Below are 15,274 nucleotides of genomic sequence, written 5' to 3' on the forward strand. Positions count from 1 at the left end.
ACCATGAACACTACTTTAAGTACCGCCTATAACTACAAGGTGGTCCGCCAATTCGCCATTATGACGGTGGTGTGGGGCATCGTCGGCATGGGGCTCGGGGTTTTTCTCGCCGCCCAATTGGTCTGGCCTGCGCTCAACTTCGATTTGCCCTGGACCAGCTTCGGCCGCTTGCGCCCGCTGCACACCAACGCGGTGATCTTCGCCTTCGGCGGCTGCGCACTGTTCGCCAGCTCGTTCTACTCGGTGCAACGCACCTGCCAGACTCAGCTGTTCGCGCCGAAAATCGCCGCGTTCTGCTTCTGGGGCTGGCAGTTGGTCATCCTCCTAGCCGCGATCACCTTGCCGCTGGGCTACACCAGCTCCAAGGAATACGCCGAGCTGGAATGGCCGATCGACATCCTGATCACCATTGTCTGGGTGGCCTACGCCATTGTGTTCTTCGGCACGGTGATGAAGCGCAACACCAAGCATATCTACGTCGGTAACTGGTTCTTCGGTGGGTTCATCATCACCGTGGCGATCCTGCATATCGTCAACAACCTGGAAATCCCGGTCAGCCTGACCAAGTCCTACTCGCTGTACGGCGGTGCGACGGATGCCATGGTGCAGTGGTGGTATGGGCACAACGCGGTAGGCTTTTTCCTCACCGCCGGCTTCCTGGGGATGATGTACTACTTCGTGCCCAAGCAGGCCGAGCGTCCGGTGTATTCCTATCGCTTGTCCATCGTGCACTTCTGGGCACTGATCACCCTGTACATCTGGGCCGGCCCTCACCACTTGCACTACACCGCGCTACCGGACTGGGCACAGTCGCTGGGCATGGTGATGTCTTTGGTCCTGCTGGCACCGAGCTGGGGCGGCATGATCAACGGCATGATGACCCTCTCGGGCGCCTGGCATAAGTTGCGCAGCGACCCGATCCTGCGCTTCCTCGTCGTGTCCCTGGCGTTCTACGGCATGTCGACCTTCGAAGGGCCGATGATGGCGATCAAGACCGTCAACTCGCTGTCCCATTACACCGACTGGACCATCGGCCACGTACACGCCGGGGCGCTGGGCTGGGTGGCGATGATCTCCATCGGTGCGCTGTACCACATGATTCCGAAAATCTTCGGCCGCGAGCAGATGCACAGCATCGGCCTGATCAACGCGCACTTCTGGCTGGCCACGATCGGCACCGTGCTCTACATCGCTTCGATGTGGGTCAACGGCATCGCCCAGGGCCTGATGTGGCGTGCGATCAACGATGACGGCACCCTCACCTACTCCTTCGTCGAAACCCTGGTGGCCAGCCACCCAGGCTTCATCGTGCGGCTGGTGGGCGGTGCGGTGTTCCTCAGCGGCATGCTGCTGATGGCCTACAACACCTGGCGCACCGTGCGTTCGGCGCAGCCTGTCGAAGCCGCCACCGCCACGCAGCTGGCCTGAGGAGTCTGTGATGAAACACGAAACGATTGAAAAGAACGTCGGCCTGCTGATGCTGCTGATGGTGCTCGCCGTGAGTATCGGCGGCCTGACCCAGATCGTCCCGCTGTTCTTCCAGGACGTCACCAACAAGCCGGTCGAAGGCATGAAGCCCTACACCGCGCTGCAACTGGAAGGCCGCGACATCTACATCCGCGAAGGGTGCGTGCAGTGCCACTCGCAGATGATCCGCCCGTTCCGCGCCGAAACCGAGCGCTACGGCCACTACTCGGTCGCCGGCGAAAGCGTGTGGGACCACCCGTTCCTGTGGGGTTCCAAGCGTACCGGGCCGGACCTGGCCCGCGTCGGCGCACGCTACTCGGACGACTGGCACCGCGCGCACTTGTACAACCCGCGCAACGTGGTACCGGAGTCGAAAATGCCGGCCTATCCGTGGCTGGTCACGGCTCAGGTCGACAACAGCCACACCGAGACCAAGTTGAAGGTGATGCGCACCCTCGGCGTGCCGTACACCGACGATGACATCAGTGGCGCCGTCGCCAGCCTCAAGGGCAAGACCGAGATGGACGCGCTGGTTTCGTACCTGCAAGTGCTCGGCACCGCCATCAAGAGCAAGAGGTGAGCCATGGGATTTGAATTCGATGCGGGCACCATCCGCGGCCTTGGCACGCTGGTCGTCGCCATCGCCTTTATCGGCCTGTCGCTGTGGGTGTTCAACAACCGGCGCAATGCGGAATTCGAGCAGGCACGCCTGCTGCCGTTTGCCGATGAACCCACCGCCACCCCATCCGACGCTCAAGAAGAGCCTGCAATAAGGAGCACTCGGCCATGACCCTATTTTGGAGTACATGGATCTGCGTACTGACCCTCGGCAGCCTGATCGGCCTGACCTGGCTGTTGATCGGCACCCGCAAGGGCGAAACCAAGGGCAGCGTCGACCAGACCATGGGGCACGCGTTCGACGGTATCGAGGAATACGACAACCCGCTGCCTCAGTGGTGGTTCATGCTATTCGCCGGCACCCTGGTGTTCGCGGTCGGCTACCTGATCCTCTACCCGGGCCTGGGCAACTGGAAAGGGGTGTTGCCGGGCTACGAGGACGGTTGGACGTCGGCCAAGGAATGGGAAAAGGAAATGGCCAAGGCCGACACCAAGTTCGGACCGATCTTCGCCAAATTCTCGGCCATGCCGGTGGAAGAAGTGGCCAAGGACCCGCAAGCGCTGAAAATGGGCGGTCGCCTGTTCGCCTCCAACTGCGCGGTGTGCCACGGCTCGGACGCCAAGGGCGCGTACGGTTTCCCTAACCTGGCGGATAACCTCTGGCGCTGGGGCGGTTCGGCCGAAGCGATCAAGACCACCATCCTCAACGGTCGCCACGCGGCGATGCCGGCCTGGGGTGAAGTCCTGGGCGAAGACGGTGTGAAGAACGTCGCCGCCTATGTACGCCACGACCTGGCCAAGTTGCCGTTGCCGGCCGACAGCACCGCCGACCTGGCCGCCGGTCAAGCGGCGTTCAACACCACCTGCGTAGCCTGCCACGGCGCGCAAGGCCACGGTACCGAAGCCATGGGCGCGCCGAACCTGACCGAGCCCGCCGGTTTCATCTACGGCACCAGCCTGGCGCAGTTGCAGCAGACTATCCGCCACGGCCGTCAAGGCCAGATGCCGGCGCAGGAAGTGCTGCAAGGCAATGACAAGGTGCACCTGCTGGCGGCTTACGTGTATAGCCTGTCCCATAACGCCAATGGCGCAACGCCAGAAAGCCAACCTCAATAACTGTTACTTGTGGCGAGGGAGCTTGCTCGCGCTGGGCTGCGAAGCGGCCCCAGAATCGTGGGAGCGCTTCGCACTCCAGCGGGAGCAAGCTCCCTCGCCACAGTGACCGAGCCGTGTGACCAAGTGTCACACCCTTCCAAAGCACACCTTTCCCCTCCTGCCATTCGGGTCTACGCTTGCTTTCAAGCGGAGCGATTGCGGCGTACCCAACGACACCCGTTGTGCCCCTGCAATTTTCCTGTCCAATCGATCAGCTTTCCATTTCGGATTTGTCCTTACGCCAAACATGGAAAGGGCGCAGAATCTGGCGTGGAACGCATTGATCCAGGTCAGCCATTGCGTTGCAATGACCCCTCGCTTTCTACATACTTGCGGCCGATTTTACCTATAAAAAAACCTAAACCGTGGAACCTTAGAATGAGCACAGCAATCAGTCCGACTGCTTATAACTATAAGGTAGTCCGCCAGTTCGCCATCATGACGGTGGTCTGGGGGATCCTTGGCATGGGGCTCGGGGTGTTCATCGCCTCGCAACTGGTCTGGCCGGAATTGAATTTCGACTTGCCCTGGACGACCTTCGGCCGTCTGCGCCCACTGCACACCAACCTGGTGATTTTCGCCTTCGGCGGATGCGCACTGTTTGCCACTTCCTACTATGTCGTGCAGCGCACCTGCCAGACGCGACTGATCTCCGACGGCCTCGCCGCCTTTACCTTCTGGGGTTGGCAGGCGGTCATCGTCGGCGCCATCGTCAGCCTGCCGCTGGGCTACACCACCACCAAGGAATACGCCGAGCTGGAATGGCCGATCGCCATTTTGCTGGCGATTGTCTGGGTGACCTACGGCGCGGTGTTCTTCGGCACCATCGTCAAGCGCAAGATCAAGCACATCTACGTGGGCAACTGGTTCTACGGTGCCTTCATCGTGGTCACGGCGATGCTGCACATCGTCAACCACGCGTCGTTGCCGGTCAGCCTGTTCAAGTCCTACTCGGCCTACGCCGGCGCGACGGACGCGATGATCCAGTGGTGGTACGGCCACAACGCCGTGGGGTTCTTCCTCACCACCGGTTTCCTGGGGATGATGTACTACTTCGTGCCCAAACAGGCCGAACGTCCCATTTACTCCTATCGCCTGTCCATCGTGCACTTCTGGGCGCTGATCACCCTGTATATCTGGGCCGGTCCGCACCATTTGCACTACACCGCCCTGCCGGATTGGGCGCAGTCCCTGGGCATGGCGATGTCGATCATCCTGCTGGCGCCCAGTTGGGGCGGCATGATCAACGGCATGATGACGCTCTCGGGCGCCTGGCATAAGTTGCGCACCGACCCGATCCTGCGCTTTTTGGTGGTTTCGCTGGCGTTCTACGGCATGTCGACCTTCGAAGGGCCGATGATGGCGATCAAGACCGTCAACTCGCTGTCCCACTACACCGACTGGACCATCGGCCACGTACACGCCGGGGCGCTGGGCTGGGTGGCGATGATCTCCATCGGCGCGCTGTATCACATGATCCCCAAACTGTTCGGCCGTGCGCAGATGCACAGCGTCGGGCTGATCAACACGCACTTCTGGCTGGCCACTATCGGCACCGTGCTCTACATCGCCTCGATGTGGGTCAACGGCATCACCCAGGGCCTGATGTGGCGTGCAATCAACGATGACGGCACCCTCACCTACTCCTTCGTCGAAGCGCTGCAAGCCAGCCACCCGGGCTACATCGTCCGCGCCCTGGGCGGTGCGTTCTTTGCCGCCGGCATGCTGTTCATGGCCTACAACGTCTGGCGCACCGTGCGTGCCTCGGACCCTGCACAAGCCGAAGCCGCCGCCCAGATCGCCGTCGTGGGAGCTCACTGATGAAGCATGAAGTAGTCGAAAAGAATATCGGCCTGCTGGCCTTCTTCATGGTCATCGCCGTGAGTATCGGCGGCCTGACCCAGATCGTTCCGCTGTTCTTCCAGGATGTGACCAACAAGCCGGTCGAAGGCATGAAGCCGCGCACCGCCCTTGAACTGGAAGGCCGCGACGTCTACATCGCCAACGGTTGTGTCGGCTGCCACTCGCAGATGATCCGCCCGTTCCGCGCCGAAACCGAACGCTACGGCCACTACTCGGTCGCCGGTGAAAGCGTGTGGGACCACCCGTTCCTGTGGGGTTCCAAACGCACCGGCCCGGACCTTGCGCGTGTGGGCGGGCGTTACTCCGATGACTGGCAACGCGCGCACTTGTACAACCCGCGCAACGTGGTGCCCGAGTCGAAAATGCCGGCGTATCCGTTCCTCGTGGAAAACAAGCTCGACGGCAAGGACACCGCGAAGAAGATGGAAGTCCTGCGTACCCTGGGCGTGCCCTACACCGACGAAGACATCGCCGGTGCCGCCGCCGCCGTCAAGGGCAAGACCGAAATGGACGCATTGGTGGCCTACCTGCAGGGCCTTGGCACCATCATCAAAAGCAAACGGTGATTCTTCATGGATATCGGGATGATTCGTGGCCTGGGCACCGTTGTCGTGATGGTGGCCTTTATCGGCCTGGCGTTGTGGGTGTTCAGCCCCAAGCGCAAGTCGGAGTTTGAAGACGCGACCTTGCTGCCCTTTGCGGATGACCCCGAAGCCATCAAGCACGTCGAGCAAGCTTCTAGGAGTAACAAAGAATGACTACGTTCTGGAGTCTGTACGTCACAGTCCTCAGCCTGGGTACCATCTTCGCCCTGACCTGGCTGCTGCTGTCGACCCGCAAGGGCCAGCGTGCCGAGCAAACCGACGAGACCGTCGGCCACTCGTTCGACGGCATCGAGGAGTACGACAACCCGCTGCCCAAGTGGTGGTTCATGCTGTTCGTCGGCACCATCGTCTTCGCCCTCGGTTACCTGGTGCTGTACCCCGGCCTGGGCAACTGGAAAGGCCTGCTGCCGGGCTACAACTACCTCGACAACGACAAGCAAACCCCCTTCGCCAACGGCCAGACCGGCTGGACCGGCGTGCACGAATGGGAAAAGGAAATGGCCAGGTCGGACGCCAAGTTCGGGCCGATCTTCGCCAAATTCGCGTCGATGCCGATTGAGGAAGTGGCCAAGGACCCGCAAGCCTTGAAGATGGGTGGGCGCCTGTTCGCCTCCAACTGCTCGGTGTGCCACGGTTCCGACGCCAAGGGCGCCTATGGTTTCCCCAACCTGACCGACGCCGACTGGCGCTGGGGGGGCGAGGCGAACACCATCAAGGAAACCATCATGAAGGGCCGCCACGCGGTGATGCCAGGCTGGGCCGAAGTGATCGGCGAGCAAGGCGTGGCTGACGTAGCGGGCTTTGTGGTGACCAGGCTCGACGGCCGCAAACTGCCGGAAGGCGCCAAGGCCGATGTGGCCAACGGCGAAAAACTCTTCGCCGCCAACTGCGTGGCCTGCCACGGCCCCGCCGGCAAAGGCACACCCGCCATGGGCGCGCCCGACCTGACCCACCCCGGCGCGTTCATCTACGGCTCCAGCTTCGCGCAACTGCAGCAGACCATCCGTTACGGCCGCCAGGGCCAGATGCCGGCGCAGGAACAACTGCAGGGCAACGACAAGGTGCACTTGCTGGCGGCGTATGTGTACAGCTTGTCGCAGAAGCAAGAATAAGCTGCAAGCTGCAAGAAAAAAGCCCCGTACAGCGAACGCTGGCGGGGCTTTTTTCGTTAAGGATGCAGCGATAATTGAAACGACGCTCTACCACTTGTGGCTTGCCGCTTGAAGCTTGCAACTGGGCCGTAGTAACGTAGCTACATTCACGCCGATAAGCGGGAGGCCCCATGACCATCACGACCATTTCCAGCCGCGAATTCAATCAAGACACAAGCGGTGCCAAAAAAGCCGCCCGGCAAGGACCGGTTTTCATCACTGATCGCGGCAAGCCTGCCCATGTACTGCTAAGCATTGAGGACTATCACAAATTGACAGGTCTCAACGCTGACATCGTTGACCTGCTGGTGATGCCGGAAGCGGCCGAAATCGACTTCGAAACCGAGCGCGCCGTAATCACTCATCGCCCCGTGGACCTCTCTTGATGTATCTACTCGACACCAATGTTATCTCCGAACTTCGTAAACCCCAGGCTGATGCAAAGGTCGTCGCCTGGGCCAAAAGCGTCATTGCCCCCCGCATGTTCATCTCAGCAATTACGTTGAAAGAGCTGGAGACCGGGGTGCTGCGCATGGAGCGTCGAGACCCTGCGCAGGGGAAGGTATTACGTACCTGGCTGAAGCGTCATGTGATGCCCGCTTTCGATGCCAGAATTCTACCGGTGGATGCAGCAGTCGCGTTGCGCTGCGCGCACCTGCATGTGCCGGATCAGGCCAATGAAAGCGATGCGTTGATTGCTGCGACTGCTCTGGTTCATGGACTGACCGTTGTTACTCGCAACGTCAGCGATTTCAAATCCAGTGGCGTTCCACTGATAAATCCGTGGGACGAATGACCGGCTTACCGGCAAAAACCGTCCATACTTCCCAAGTCAATTGATCCAGATCACGTACACCATCAATTGATTTCCCCCAACGCGACCAAAGGTCGCACCCTTGGCGTATCCTCGGGGGCGTATCATTAAGCCACTGCAAGACCCTTAATTTGACCGCGGTTGGCACGTACTGGCCGAGGCAAATCTCCACCGCCGTGGGATGCAATGATGAGCAACCAGATACCGGTACATGACGTTACCCCGCCTGCCAAAACCGAGAGTAAAACTGTCGATCTGTACGCTGCGCGCGAGAAGATCTACACCCGTGCCTTCACCGGCCTGTTCCGCAATCTGCGCATGCTCGGCGGCGCCGGTCTGTTCCTGCTCTACTTCGGCACGGTGTGGCTGAACTGGGGCGGTCACCAGGCGGTGTGGTGGAACCTGCCGGAGCGTAAGTTCTTTATTTTTGGCGCGACCTTCTGGCCCCAGGACTTCATCCTGCTGTCGGGCATCCTGATCGTCGCGGCGTTTGGCCTGTTCTTTATCACCGTGTATGCCGGCCGCGTGTGGTGCGGCTATACCTGCCCGCAAAGCGTGTGGACGTGGATCTTCATGTGGTGCGAAAAAGTCACCGAAGGCGACCGCAACCAACGCATCAAGCTGGACAAGGCGCCGATGGGCGCCAACAAGTTCCTGCGCAAATTCAGCAAGCACAGCCTGTGGCTGTTGATCGGTTTTGTCACCGGCATGACCTTTGTCGGCTACTTCTCGCCGATCCGCGAACTGGTGTTCGACTTCTTCACCGGCCAGGCCGATGGCTGGTCGTATTTCTGGGTGGGCTTCTTCACCCTCGCCACCTACGGCAACGCCGGCTGGCTGCGCGAACAGGTGTGCATCTACATGTGCCCGTACGCACGTTTCCAGAGCGTGATGTTCGACAAGGACACCCTGATCGTCTCGTACGACCCACGCCGTGGCGAACTGCGGGGCCCGCGCAAAAAAGGCGCCGACTACCAGGCCCAGGGCCTGGGCGATTGCATCGACTGCACGATGTGCGTGCAGGTGTGCCCCACCGGGATCGACATCCGCGACGGCCTGCAGATCGAGTGCATCGGCTGTGCCGCCTGCATCGACGCCTGCGACAACATCATGGACAAGATGGAATACCCGCGCGGCCTGATCAGCTACACCACCGAACACAACCTGTCCGGGCAAAAGACCCACAAATTGCGCCCACGCCTGATCGGTTATGCCCTGGTGTTGCTGGCGATGATGAGCCTGTTGGCCAGCGCATTCTTCATGCGTCCGCTGGTGGGTTTCGACGTGAGCAAAGACCGCGTGCTGTTCCGCGAAAACGCCGAAGGCCGTGTCGAAAACGTCTACAGCCTGAAGATCATGAACAAGGACCAGCGCGACCACACCTACGTGCTCGACGCCGCCGGCCTGTCGGACCTCAAGCTGCAAGGCCGACGCGAAATCAAAGTGGCCGCCGGCGACATCGTAAGCATGCCGGTGGAGCTGTCGAGTGCACCGGAACAACTGCCGTCGAGCACCAACGAAGTGACCTTCATCCTCAAGGATGCCGACGACACCAGCATCCAAATTGAAGCCAAGAGCCGATTCATCGGCCCACAAGTTCGTTAAACAGGGAACACGAGAATGCCCGCAACCACTGCCGCAAGCCCTTGGTACAAGCACCTCTGGCCCTGGATCATCATCGGGATCCTCGCCTGCTCGGTGACCCTGACCTTGTCCATGGTGACCATCGCGGTGAATAACCCGGACAACCTGGTCAACGACAATTACTACGAGGCCGGCAAAGGCATCAACCGTTCCCTGGACCGCGAACGCCTGGCCCAGACCCTGCAGTTGCGCGCCAAGCTGCATTTGGATGAGCTGACCGGTGAAGTCGAGCTGAACCTGACCGGCTACAGCAACCCGAATACCCTGGAACTCAACCTGATTTCTCCGACCCAGCCGCAGAAAGATCGCAAGGTCAACCTGACCCGCAGCGACAGCGAACCCGGTCGCTACATCGGCCAGGTCACCGACAAGGTCGAGGGGCGTCGTTTTGTGGAACTGCTGGGGGTGGAAGGCGACAAGACCTGGCGCCTGTTCGAGGAAGAAGAGGTCACCCACGACAAAGACTTGCTGCTGGGGGATGAACCGTTGCAGGGGGCCGAAGACCTTAAGAAGTAAAAGCCGCGCTTTGCGCATCGGGGCAAGTCGAATCGTCGCACCGCCCCGATGAGGCCCTCCCAGCCAGCCAAGACCCCTAACCATGACCACCCCAACCCCCTGCTACCACTGCGCCCTGCCCGTCCCATCCGGCAGCCGGTTCACCGCCGACATCCTCGGCGCACGCCGCGAGTTCTGCTGCCCGGGGTGCCAGGCAGTGGCCGAAGCGATTGTCGCCGGCGGCCTGGAAAGCTACTACCAACACCGCAGCGAAGCGTCGGCCAACCCCGAAACGCTGCCCGTGCAGTTGGTGGACGAACTGGCGCTGTACGACCGCGCCGACGTGCAAAAACCCTTCGTGCGCCACCAGGGCGAACTGGCTGAAACCACCCTGCTGATGGAGGGCATCAGCTGCGCCGCCTGCGGCTGGCTGATCGAAAAACACCTGCGCAACCTGCCCGCCGTCGCCGAGGCGCGGTTGAACTTGTCCAACCATCGCTTGCAAGTGCGCTGGGCCGACGGGCAACTGCCCCTGAGCCAACTGCTCAGCGAACTGCGCCATATCGGCTACGCCGCCCACCCGTATCAAGCCGATCGCGCCGCCGAGCAACTGGCCGGCGAAAACCGCCTGGCCTTGCGCCAACTGGGGGTGGCCGGGCTGCTGTGGTTCCAGGCGATGATGGCGACCATGGCCACCTGGCCCGAATTCAATATCGACCTGAGCCCGGAACTACACGTGATCCTGCGCTGGGTTGCGATGTTTCTGACAACGCCGATTGTGTTCTACAGCTGCGCGCCGTTCTTCAAGGGTGCCATGCGTGACCTGCGCACGCGTCACCTGACCATGGACGTGTCGGTGTCCCTGGCCATTGGCGGGGCCTACCTGGCCGGGATCTGGACCGCGATCACCGGCGTGGGCGAACTGTATTTCGATGCAGTGGGCATGTTTGCGCTGTTCCTGCTGGCCGGACGCTACCTGGAGCGGCGTGCCCGCGAGCGCACGGCGGCCGCCACGGCGCAACTGGTCAACCTGCTGCCCGCTTCGTGCCTGCGCTTGCAAGCCGACGGCCAGAGCGAGCGCATCCTGTTGAGCGAACTGGCGCTGGGCGACCGCGTGCTGGTGCATCCGGGCGCGGTGCTGCCGGCCGATGGCGTGATCCTCGACGGCCAGTCCAGCATCGATGAGTCGCTGCTCACCGGCGAATACCTGCCGCAGCCGCGCCAGGTCGGTGATGCGGTGACTGCCGGCACCCTGAATGTCGAGGGCGCACTGAGCGTCGAAGTGCGCGCCCTGGGTCAGGAGACGCGGTTGTCCGCCATCGTGCGCCTGCTGGAACGGGCCCAGGCCGAGAAGCCGCGCCTGGCGCAAATCGCCGACCGCGCCGCACAGTGGTTCCTGTTGTGTTCGCTGATCGCCGCGGCGCTGATCGGCCTGCTGTGGTGGCAGCTGGATGCATCGCGAGCATTCTGGATTGTACTGGCGATGCTGGTGGCGACCTGCCCGTGCGCCCTGTCCCTGGCCACGCCGACCGCCCTCACCGCCGCCACCGGCACCCTGCACAAACTCGGACTGTTGCTGACCCGCGGGCATGTGCTGGAAGGCCTGAACCAAATCGACACGGTGATTTTCGACAAGACCGGCACCCTCACCGAGGGCCGCCTGGCACTGCGGGCGATCCGGCCATTGGGCGAGCTGAACAGCGACCGCTGCCTGAGCCTGGCGGCCGCCCTGGAAAACCGTTCCGAACACCCGATTGCTCGCGCCTTCGGCCGCGCGCCGTTGGCCGCCGATGAAGTACTCAGTACCCCTGGTCTTGGCCTGGAAGGGCGTGTGGGCGAGCGTTTGCTACGCATCGGCCAGCCGGGTTTTGTCTGTGAACTCAGTGGTTGCCCGATCCCCGCTGCACCGGACGACGCCGGGCAATGGCTGCTGCTGGGCGACCGCGACGGCGCCCTCGCCTGGTTCGTGCTCGACGACCGCCTGCGCAGCGACGCCCCCGCGCTGCTCGCGGCCTGCAAGGCGCGCGGTTGGCGTACGTTGCTGCTGTCGGGGGACAGCTCGCCGATGGTCGCCAGCGTCGCCGCCGAGTTGGGTATCGACGAGGCCCACGGCGGCCTGCGCCCCGACGACAAGCTGCACGTGCTGCAACAACTGCACAAGGAAGGCCGCAAGGTGTTGATGCTCGGCGATGGCGTCAACGACGTGCCCGTGCTCGCCGCCGCCGACATCAGCGTGGCCATGGGCTCGGCCACCGACCTGGCCAAGACCAGCGCCGATGCGGTGCTGTTGTCCAACCGCCTCGACGCGTTGGTGCAGGCCTTCAGCCTGGCGCGACGCACCCGACGGGTGATTATTGAAAACCTGCTGTGGGCAGGCCTATACAATGGCCTGATGCTGCCGTTTGCCGCCCTCGGCTGGATCACCCCCATCTGGGCGGCGGTCGGCATGTCCATCAGTTCGTTGACCGTGGTGCTCAACGCCCTGCGCCTGACTCGCCTGCCGAGCGCGCCGGTCACCGGTACCCCCTCAATCACCCGCCCGCTGCCGGCGTGAGCCGCACGGGCATGGAGTGCAGATGCCAGCTTTATACGTGATGATTCCGGCGGCGCTGCTGATAGTGGCCATCGCCATTTACATCTTCTTCTGGGCCGTGGACAGCGGCCAGTACGACGACCTCGACGGCCCGGCCCACAGCGTGCTGTTCGACGACCAGGACCCCAACCACCTGGCCGCCGTCGACGAAGCCAACGGCCCGGCGCAACCGCCCACGCCCAAAGACCCGCCCCATGCTTGAACTGGCGCCGTTGCTGGCCTCCGCGCTGATCCTGGGCCTGCTGGGCGGTGGCCATTGCCTGGGCATGTGCGGCGGACTGATGGGCGCGCTGACCCTGGCGATTCCCAGGGAGCAACGCAGTCGCCGGTTTCGCCTGCTGCTGGCGTACAACCTGGGGCGCATCCTCAGTTACGCCACGGCAGGGCTGTTGATCGGCCTGGCCGGCTGGGCGGTGGCCAATAGCCCGGCGGCCCTGGTCATGCGTGTGTTGGCCGGTGTGCTGTTGATTTGCATGGGCCTGTACCTGGCCGGCTGGTGGAGCGGCCTGACGCGCATCGAACGCCTCGGGCGCGGCCTGTGGCGGCATATCCAGCCCGTCGCCAACCGTTTGCTGCCGGTGTCCAGCCTGCCGCGCGCCCTGCTGCTGGGCGCGCTGTGGGGCTGGTTGCCGTGCGGGTTGGTCTACAGCACCCTGCTCTGGGCCGCGAGCCAAGGCAATGCGCTGGACAGTGCGCTGCTAATGCTGGCCTTCGGCCTGGGCACCTGGCCGGTACTGCTGGCCACCGGGCTGGCGGCCGAACGCGTGACCACGCTATTGCGCAAACGCAGCGTGCGCATGGCCGGTGGGTTGCTGGTGATGGTGTTTGGCCTATGGACCTTGCCGGGGCCGCATCAGCACTGGCTGATGGGCCATTAAAGGGCCATGTGGCATAGCGCCGCTGCCTGTTGATGCAAATCAAGGTGCCCGCACCGGCCAGCCCCTAGACTCGGCCCACTAGCCTATCCGGGGGACGCCCGCATGCTCGACGCCATTCGTTGGGACACTGATCTGATTCATCGCTACGACCTGGCGGGACCGCGCTACACGTCCTACCCCACCGCCGTACAATTCGACAGCCAGGTCGGCACGTTCGACCTGCTTCACGCCCTGCGCGACAGCCGCAAGGCCGCGCGACCGTTGTCGCTGTATGTGCATGTGCCGTTCTGCGCGAACATTTGCTACTACTGCGCCTGCAACAAGGTGATCACCAAGGACCGTGGCCGCGCCCACGCCTACCTGCAACGCCTGGAGCAGGAGATCCAGTTGGTGGCCTGCCACCTGGACCCGAAACAGCCGGTGGAGCAACTGCATTTCGGCGGCGGAACGCCCACGTTTCTCAGCCACGACGAACTGCGCCAGGTCATGACCTGCCTGCGCCAGCACTTCAATTTGCTCGACGATGATTCCGGTGACTACGGCATCGAGATCGACCCGCGCGAAGCCGACTGGGCCACCATGGGCCTGCTCCGCGAGCTGGGTTTCAATCGTGTCAGCGTGGGCCTGCAAGACCTCGACCCCGAGGTGCAACGGGCGGTCAATCGCCTGCAGAGCCTGGAAGAAACCCGCGCGGTCATCGACGCCGCGCGCACCCTGCAATTTCGCTCGATCAACATCGACCTGATCTACGGTCTGCCCAAGCAAACGCCGATCAACTTCGCGCGCACCGTGGAAGAAGTGATCAAGCTGCAACCGGACCGCCTGTCGGTGTTCAACTACGCGCACCTGCCGGAGCGCTTCATGCCCCAGCGGCGGATCAACACCGACGACCTGCCGTCACCGGCCGAAAAACTGCTGATGCTGCAAACCACCATCGAGCAGTTGACCCAGGCCGGCTATCGCTACATCGGCATGGACCATTTCGCCCTGCCGGATGACGAGCTGGCCATCGCCCAGGAAGAAGGCACCCTGCAACGCAATTTCCAGGGCTACACCACGCACGGTCACTGCGACCTGATCGGGCTCGGTGTGTCGGCGATCAGCCAGATCGGCGACCTCTACTGCCAGAACAGCAGCGATCTCAATGGCTACCAGAACACCCTGGCCGGCGCGCAACTGGCCACCAGCCGTGGCCTGGTCTGCACCACGGACGATCGGTTGCGGCGGGAAGTGATTCAACAGTTGATCTGCAATTTCAACCTGGCTTTCGAACCGATCGAACAGACCTTCAACATTGATTTTCGCGGGTATTTCGACGACATCTGGCCGCAACTGGAGGCGATGGCCACCGACGGCCTGATCGAGCTCGACGCCAAGGGCATTCGTGTATTGCCTGCCGGGCGGTTGCTGGTGCGATCGGTGTGCATGGTGTTCGACGCCTACCTTGAGCACCAGAACCGGCAGCGGTTCTCGCGGGTGATCTAGGCGTTACTTCATTGCCAGGCCGGCCGCCTTGATCGCATCACCGGCACTCATGCCTTTCATGGCTTTGGCCAGGGAGGTTTGAGCCGTGATCAAGCCGGCCTGCAGCCCGCCCAAGGCCGCTTGCAGGCCGGACAGCTTGGCCCTGGCCTGCTCAGGACTGAGGCTCTGGTCCGCCATCACGGCAGCCATTTCAGCCTGTTTCTCGGCGATCTGTTTTTTAATCTCACGAATCATCTTCAGCAGTTGCTTGACGTTATCCGAGAGGCCACTGTCGTCGATGTCGCTGTTGGAGGTTTTTTGCGCCGTCTGCGCTTGCATCGCGGCACCGGAGATCGTGACCGAAACGCCAGGTTTGGCCTTTTCGTCAACACCGCTGCCATCATCGTTCGGCGTCACCGCCTTGTCTTGGGTCGCCTGCGCCGCGGGAATGTTGACACTGGCCGTCAGATTGCTGGTTAACGAGAGCATGAGCGATGCCTGATGATAGAGAGTCGATAGCAGACTAT

17 protein-coding genes are annotated in these 15,274 nt (G+C 62.3%); 16 read left to right on the forward strand and 1 reads right to left on the reverse strand.

Annotation, left to right across the window (positions count from 1 at the left end):
- Positions 1-3: 3 nt before the first annotated feature.
- The 16 genes from ccoN (PSH66_RS21635) (at position 4) to hemN (ending at position 14,768) form a co-directional block, all read left to right on the forward strand.
- Positions 4-1,428, forward strand: coding sequence for a cytochrome-c oxidase, cbb3-type subunit I (gene ccoN / locus PSH66_RS21635; protein WP_078825680.1), 1,425 nt, complete (start codon positions 4-6; stop codon positions 1,426-1,428).
- A 10-nt stretch (positions 1,429-1,438) separates the two neighbouring features.
- Entirely contained in the window at positions 1,439-2,047 is a 609-nt protein-coding gene (gene ccoO / locus PSH66_RS21640) for a cytochrome-c oxidase, cbb3-type subunit II (protein WP_003175458.1), read from the forward strand.
- Between the two features lie 3 nt (positions 2,048-2,050).
- Positions 2,051-2,257, forward strand: coding sequence for a cbb3-type cytochrome c oxidase subunit 3 (locus tag PSH66_RS21645; RefSeq protein ID WP_003175459.1), 207 nt, complete (start codon positions 2,051-2,053; stop codon positions 2,255-2,257).
- Positions 2,254-3,201, forward strand: coding sequence for a cytochrome-c oxidase, cbb3-type subunit III (gene ccoP / locus PSH66_RS21650; RefSeq protein ID WP_078825681.1), 948 nt, complete (start codon positions 2,254-2,256; stop codon positions 3,199-3,201). Before PSH66_RS21645 ends, ccoP (PSH66_RS21650) begins: the two co-directional genes overlap by 4 nt.
- A 417-nt stretch (positions 3,202-3,618) precedes the next feature.
- Positions 3,619-5,061: a cytochrome-c oxidase, cbb3-type subunit I gene (gene ccoN / locus PSH66_RS21655; RefSeq protein WP_305427638.1), complete on the forward strand. Its 1,443-nt coding sequence runs from the start codon at positions 3,619-3,621 to the stop codon at positions 5,059-5,061.
- Positions 5,061-5,669 carry a cytochrome-c oxidase, cbb3-type subunit II gene (gene ccoO / locus PSH66_RS21660; RefSeq protein ID WP_003193167.1) on the forward strand — a complete coding sequence of 203 codons (609 nt, stop codon included), beginning with the start codon at positions 5,061-5,063 and terminating at the stop codon, positions 5,667-5,669. Before ccoN (PSH66_RS21655) ends, ccoO (PSH66_RS21660) begins: the two co-directional genes overlap by 1 nt.
- A gap of 6 nt (positions 5,670-5,675) precedes the next feature.
- The gene (locus tag PSH66_RS21665; RefSeq protein WP_003175465.1) at positions 5,676-5,861 is read left to right on the forward strand and encodes a CcoQ/FixQ family Cbb3-type cytochrome c oxidase assembly chaperone; all 186 of its coding nucleotides are present in this window, start codon (positions 5,676-5,678) and stop codon (positions 5,859-5,861) included.
- Positions 5,858-6,820, forward strand: coding sequence for a cytochrome-c oxidase, cbb3-type subunit III (gene ccoP / locus PSH66_RS21670; RefSeq protein ID WP_003175466.1), 963 nt, complete (start codon positions 5,858-5,860; stop codon positions 6,818-6,820). The genes PSH66_RS21665 and ccoP (PSH66_RS21670) overlap by 4 nt, the downstream gene beginning before the upstream one ends.
- A 170-nt stretch (positions 6,821-6,990) precedes the next feature.
- Positions 6,991-7,245 carry a type II toxin-antitoxin system Phd/YefM family antitoxin gene (locus tag PSH66_RS21675; protein ID WP_003175467.1) on the forward strand — a complete coding sequence of 85 codons (255 nt, stop codon included), beginning with the start codon at positions 6,991-6,993 and terminating at the stop codon, positions 7,243-7,245.
- Positions 7,245-7,655, forward strand: a complete 411-nt coding sequence (locus PSH66_RS21680; protein ID WP_078825683.1) for a type II toxin-antitoxin system VapC family toxin — start codon at positions 7,245-7,247, stop codon at positions 7,653-7,655. Before PSH66_RS21675 ends, PSH66_RS21680 begins: the two co-directional genes overlap by 1 nt.
- A 207-nt stretch (positions 7,656-7,862) precedes the next feature.
- The gene (gene ccoG, locus PSH66_RS21685) at positions 7,863-9,278 is read left to right on the forward strand and encodes a cytochrome c oxidase accessory protein CcoG (protein ID WP_305427639.1); all 1,416 of its coding nucleotides are present in this window, start codon (positions 7,863-7,865) and stop codon (positions 9,276-9,278) included.
- A 15-nt stretch (positions 9,279-9,293) separates the two neighbouring features.
- Entirely contained in the window at positions 9,294-9,833 is a 540-nt protein-coding gene (locus PSH66_RS21690; protein WP_003175471.1) for a FixH family protein, read from the forward strand.
- An 82-nt stretch (positions 9,834-9,915) separates the two neighbouring features.
- Positions 9,916-12,366, forward strand: coding sequence for a heavy metal translocating P-type ATPase (locus PSH66_RS21695; protein ID WP_305427640.1), 2,451 nt, complete (start codon positions 9,916-9,918; stop codon positions 12,364-12,366).
- Between the two features lie 22 nt (positions 12,367-12,388).
- Positions 12,389-12,607, forward strand: a complete 219-nt coding sequence (gene ccoS / locus PSH66_RS21700) for a cbb3-type cytochrome oxidase assembly protein CcoS (RefSeq protein WP_078734208.1) — start codon at positions 12,389-12,391, stop codon at positions 12,605-12,607.
- On the forward strand, positions 12,600-13,283 hold the full coding sequence (locus tag PSH66_RS21705) for a sulfite exporter TauE/SafE family protein (RefSeq protein ID WP_305427641.1): 684 nt from the start codon (positions 12,600-12,602) through the stop codon (positions 13,281-13,283). Before ccoS ends, PSH66_RS21705 begins: the two co-directional genes overlap by 8 nt.
- Positions 13,284-13,385: 102 nt before the next feature.
- On the forward strand, positions 13,386-14,768 hold the full coding sequence (gene hemN / locus PSH66_RS21710; protein ID WP_003175475.1) for an oxygen-independent coproporphyrinogen III oxidase: 1,383 nt from the start codon (positions 13,386-13,388) through the stop codon (positions 14,766-14,768).
- A 3-nt stretch (positions 14,769-14,771) separates the two neighbouring features.
- Here hemN and PSH66_RS21715 read toward each other — a convergent pair whose 3' ends face one another.
- Positions 14,772-15,236 (reverse strand): hypothetical protein, encoded by a 465-nt coding sequence (locus tag PSH66_RS21715; RefSeq protein ID WP_003175476.1) that lies wholly within the window; start codon positions 15,234-15,236, stop codon positions 14,772-14,774.
- Between the last annotated feature and the right edge of the window lie 38 nt (positions 15,237-15,274).

Source organism: Pseudomonas sp. FP597 (assembly GCF_030687435.1).
Classification (GTDB): domain Bacteria; phylum Pseudomonadota; class Gammaproteobacteria; order Pseudomonadales; family Pseudomonadaceae; genus Aquipseudomonas; species Aquipseudomonas lactucae.

What these genes read in the sequence shown, in the direction of transcription:
- ccoG (WP_305427639.1), top strand. Translation starts at nt 7,863, where the DNA reads ATGAGCAACCAGATACCGGTACATGACGTTACCCCGCCTGCCAAAACC.
- PSH66_RS21690 (WP_003175471.1), top strand. Translation starts at nt 9,294, where the DNA reads ATGCCCGCAACCACTGCCGCAAGCCCTTGGTACAAGCACCTCTGGCCC.
- ccoO (WP_003175458.1), top strand. Translation starts at nt 1,439, where the DNA reads ATGAAACACGAAACGATTGAAAAGAACGTCGGCCTGCTGATGCTGCTG.
- ccoN (WP_078825680.1), top strand. Translation starts at nt 4, where the DNA reads ATGAACACTACTTTAAGTACCGCCTATAACTACAAGGTGGTCCGCCAA.
- ccoO (WP_003193167.1), top strand. Translation starts at nt 5,061, where the DNA reads ATGAAGCATGAAGTAGTCGAAAAGAATATCGGCCTGCTGGCCTTCTTC.
- ccoS (WP_078734208.1), top strand. Translation starts at nt 12,389, where the DNA reads ATGCCAGCTTTATACGTGATGATTCCGGCGGCGCTGCTGATAGTGGCC.
- PSH66_RS21665 (WP_003175465.1), top strand. Translation starts at nt 5,676, where the DNA reads ATGGATATCGGGATGATTCGTGGCCTGGGCACCGTTGTCGTGATGGTG.
- PSH66_RS21705 (WP_305427641.1), top strand. Translation starts at nt 12,600, where the DNA reads ATGCTTGAACTGGCGCCGTTGCTGGCCTCCGCGCTGATCCTGGGCCTG.
- ccoP (WP_078825681.1), top strand. Translation starts at nt 2,254, where the DNA reads ATGACCCTATTTTGGAGTACATGGATCTGCGTACTGACCCTCGGCAGC.
- PSH66_RS21680 (WP_078825683.1), top strand. Translation starts at nt 7,245, where the DNA reads ATGTATCTACTCGACACCAATGTTATCTCCGAACTTCGTAAACCCCAG.
- PSH66_RS21675 (WP_003175467.1), top strand. Translation starts at nt 6,991, where the DNA reads ATGACCATCACGACCATTTCCAGCCGCGAATTCAATCAAGACACAAGC.
- PSH66_RS21645 (WP_003175459.1), top strand. Translation starts at nt 2,051, where the DNA reads ATGGGATTTGAATTCGATGCGGGCACCATCCGCGGCCTTGGCACGCTG.
- ccoN (WP_305427638.1), top strand. Translation starts at nt 3,619, where the DNA reads ATGAGCACAGCAATCAGTCCGACTGCTTATAACTATAAGGTAGTCCGC.
- ccoP (WP_003175466.1), top strand. Translation starts at nt 5,858, where the DNA reads ATGACTACGTTCTGGAGTCTGTACGTCACAGTCCTCAGCCTGGGTACC.
- PSH66_RS21715 (WP_003175476.1), bottom strand. Translation starts at nt 15,236, where the DNA reads ATGCTCTCGTTAACCAGCAATCTGACGGCCAGTGTCAACATTCCCGCG.
- PSH66_RS21695 (WP_305427640.1), top strand. Translation starts at nt 9,916, where the DNA reads ATGACCACCCCAACCCCCTGCTACCACTGCGCCCTGCCCGTCCCATCC.
- hemN (WP_003175475.1), top strand. Translation starts at nt 13,386, where the DNA reads ATGCTCGACGCCATTCGTTGGGACACTGATCTGATTCATCGCTACGAC.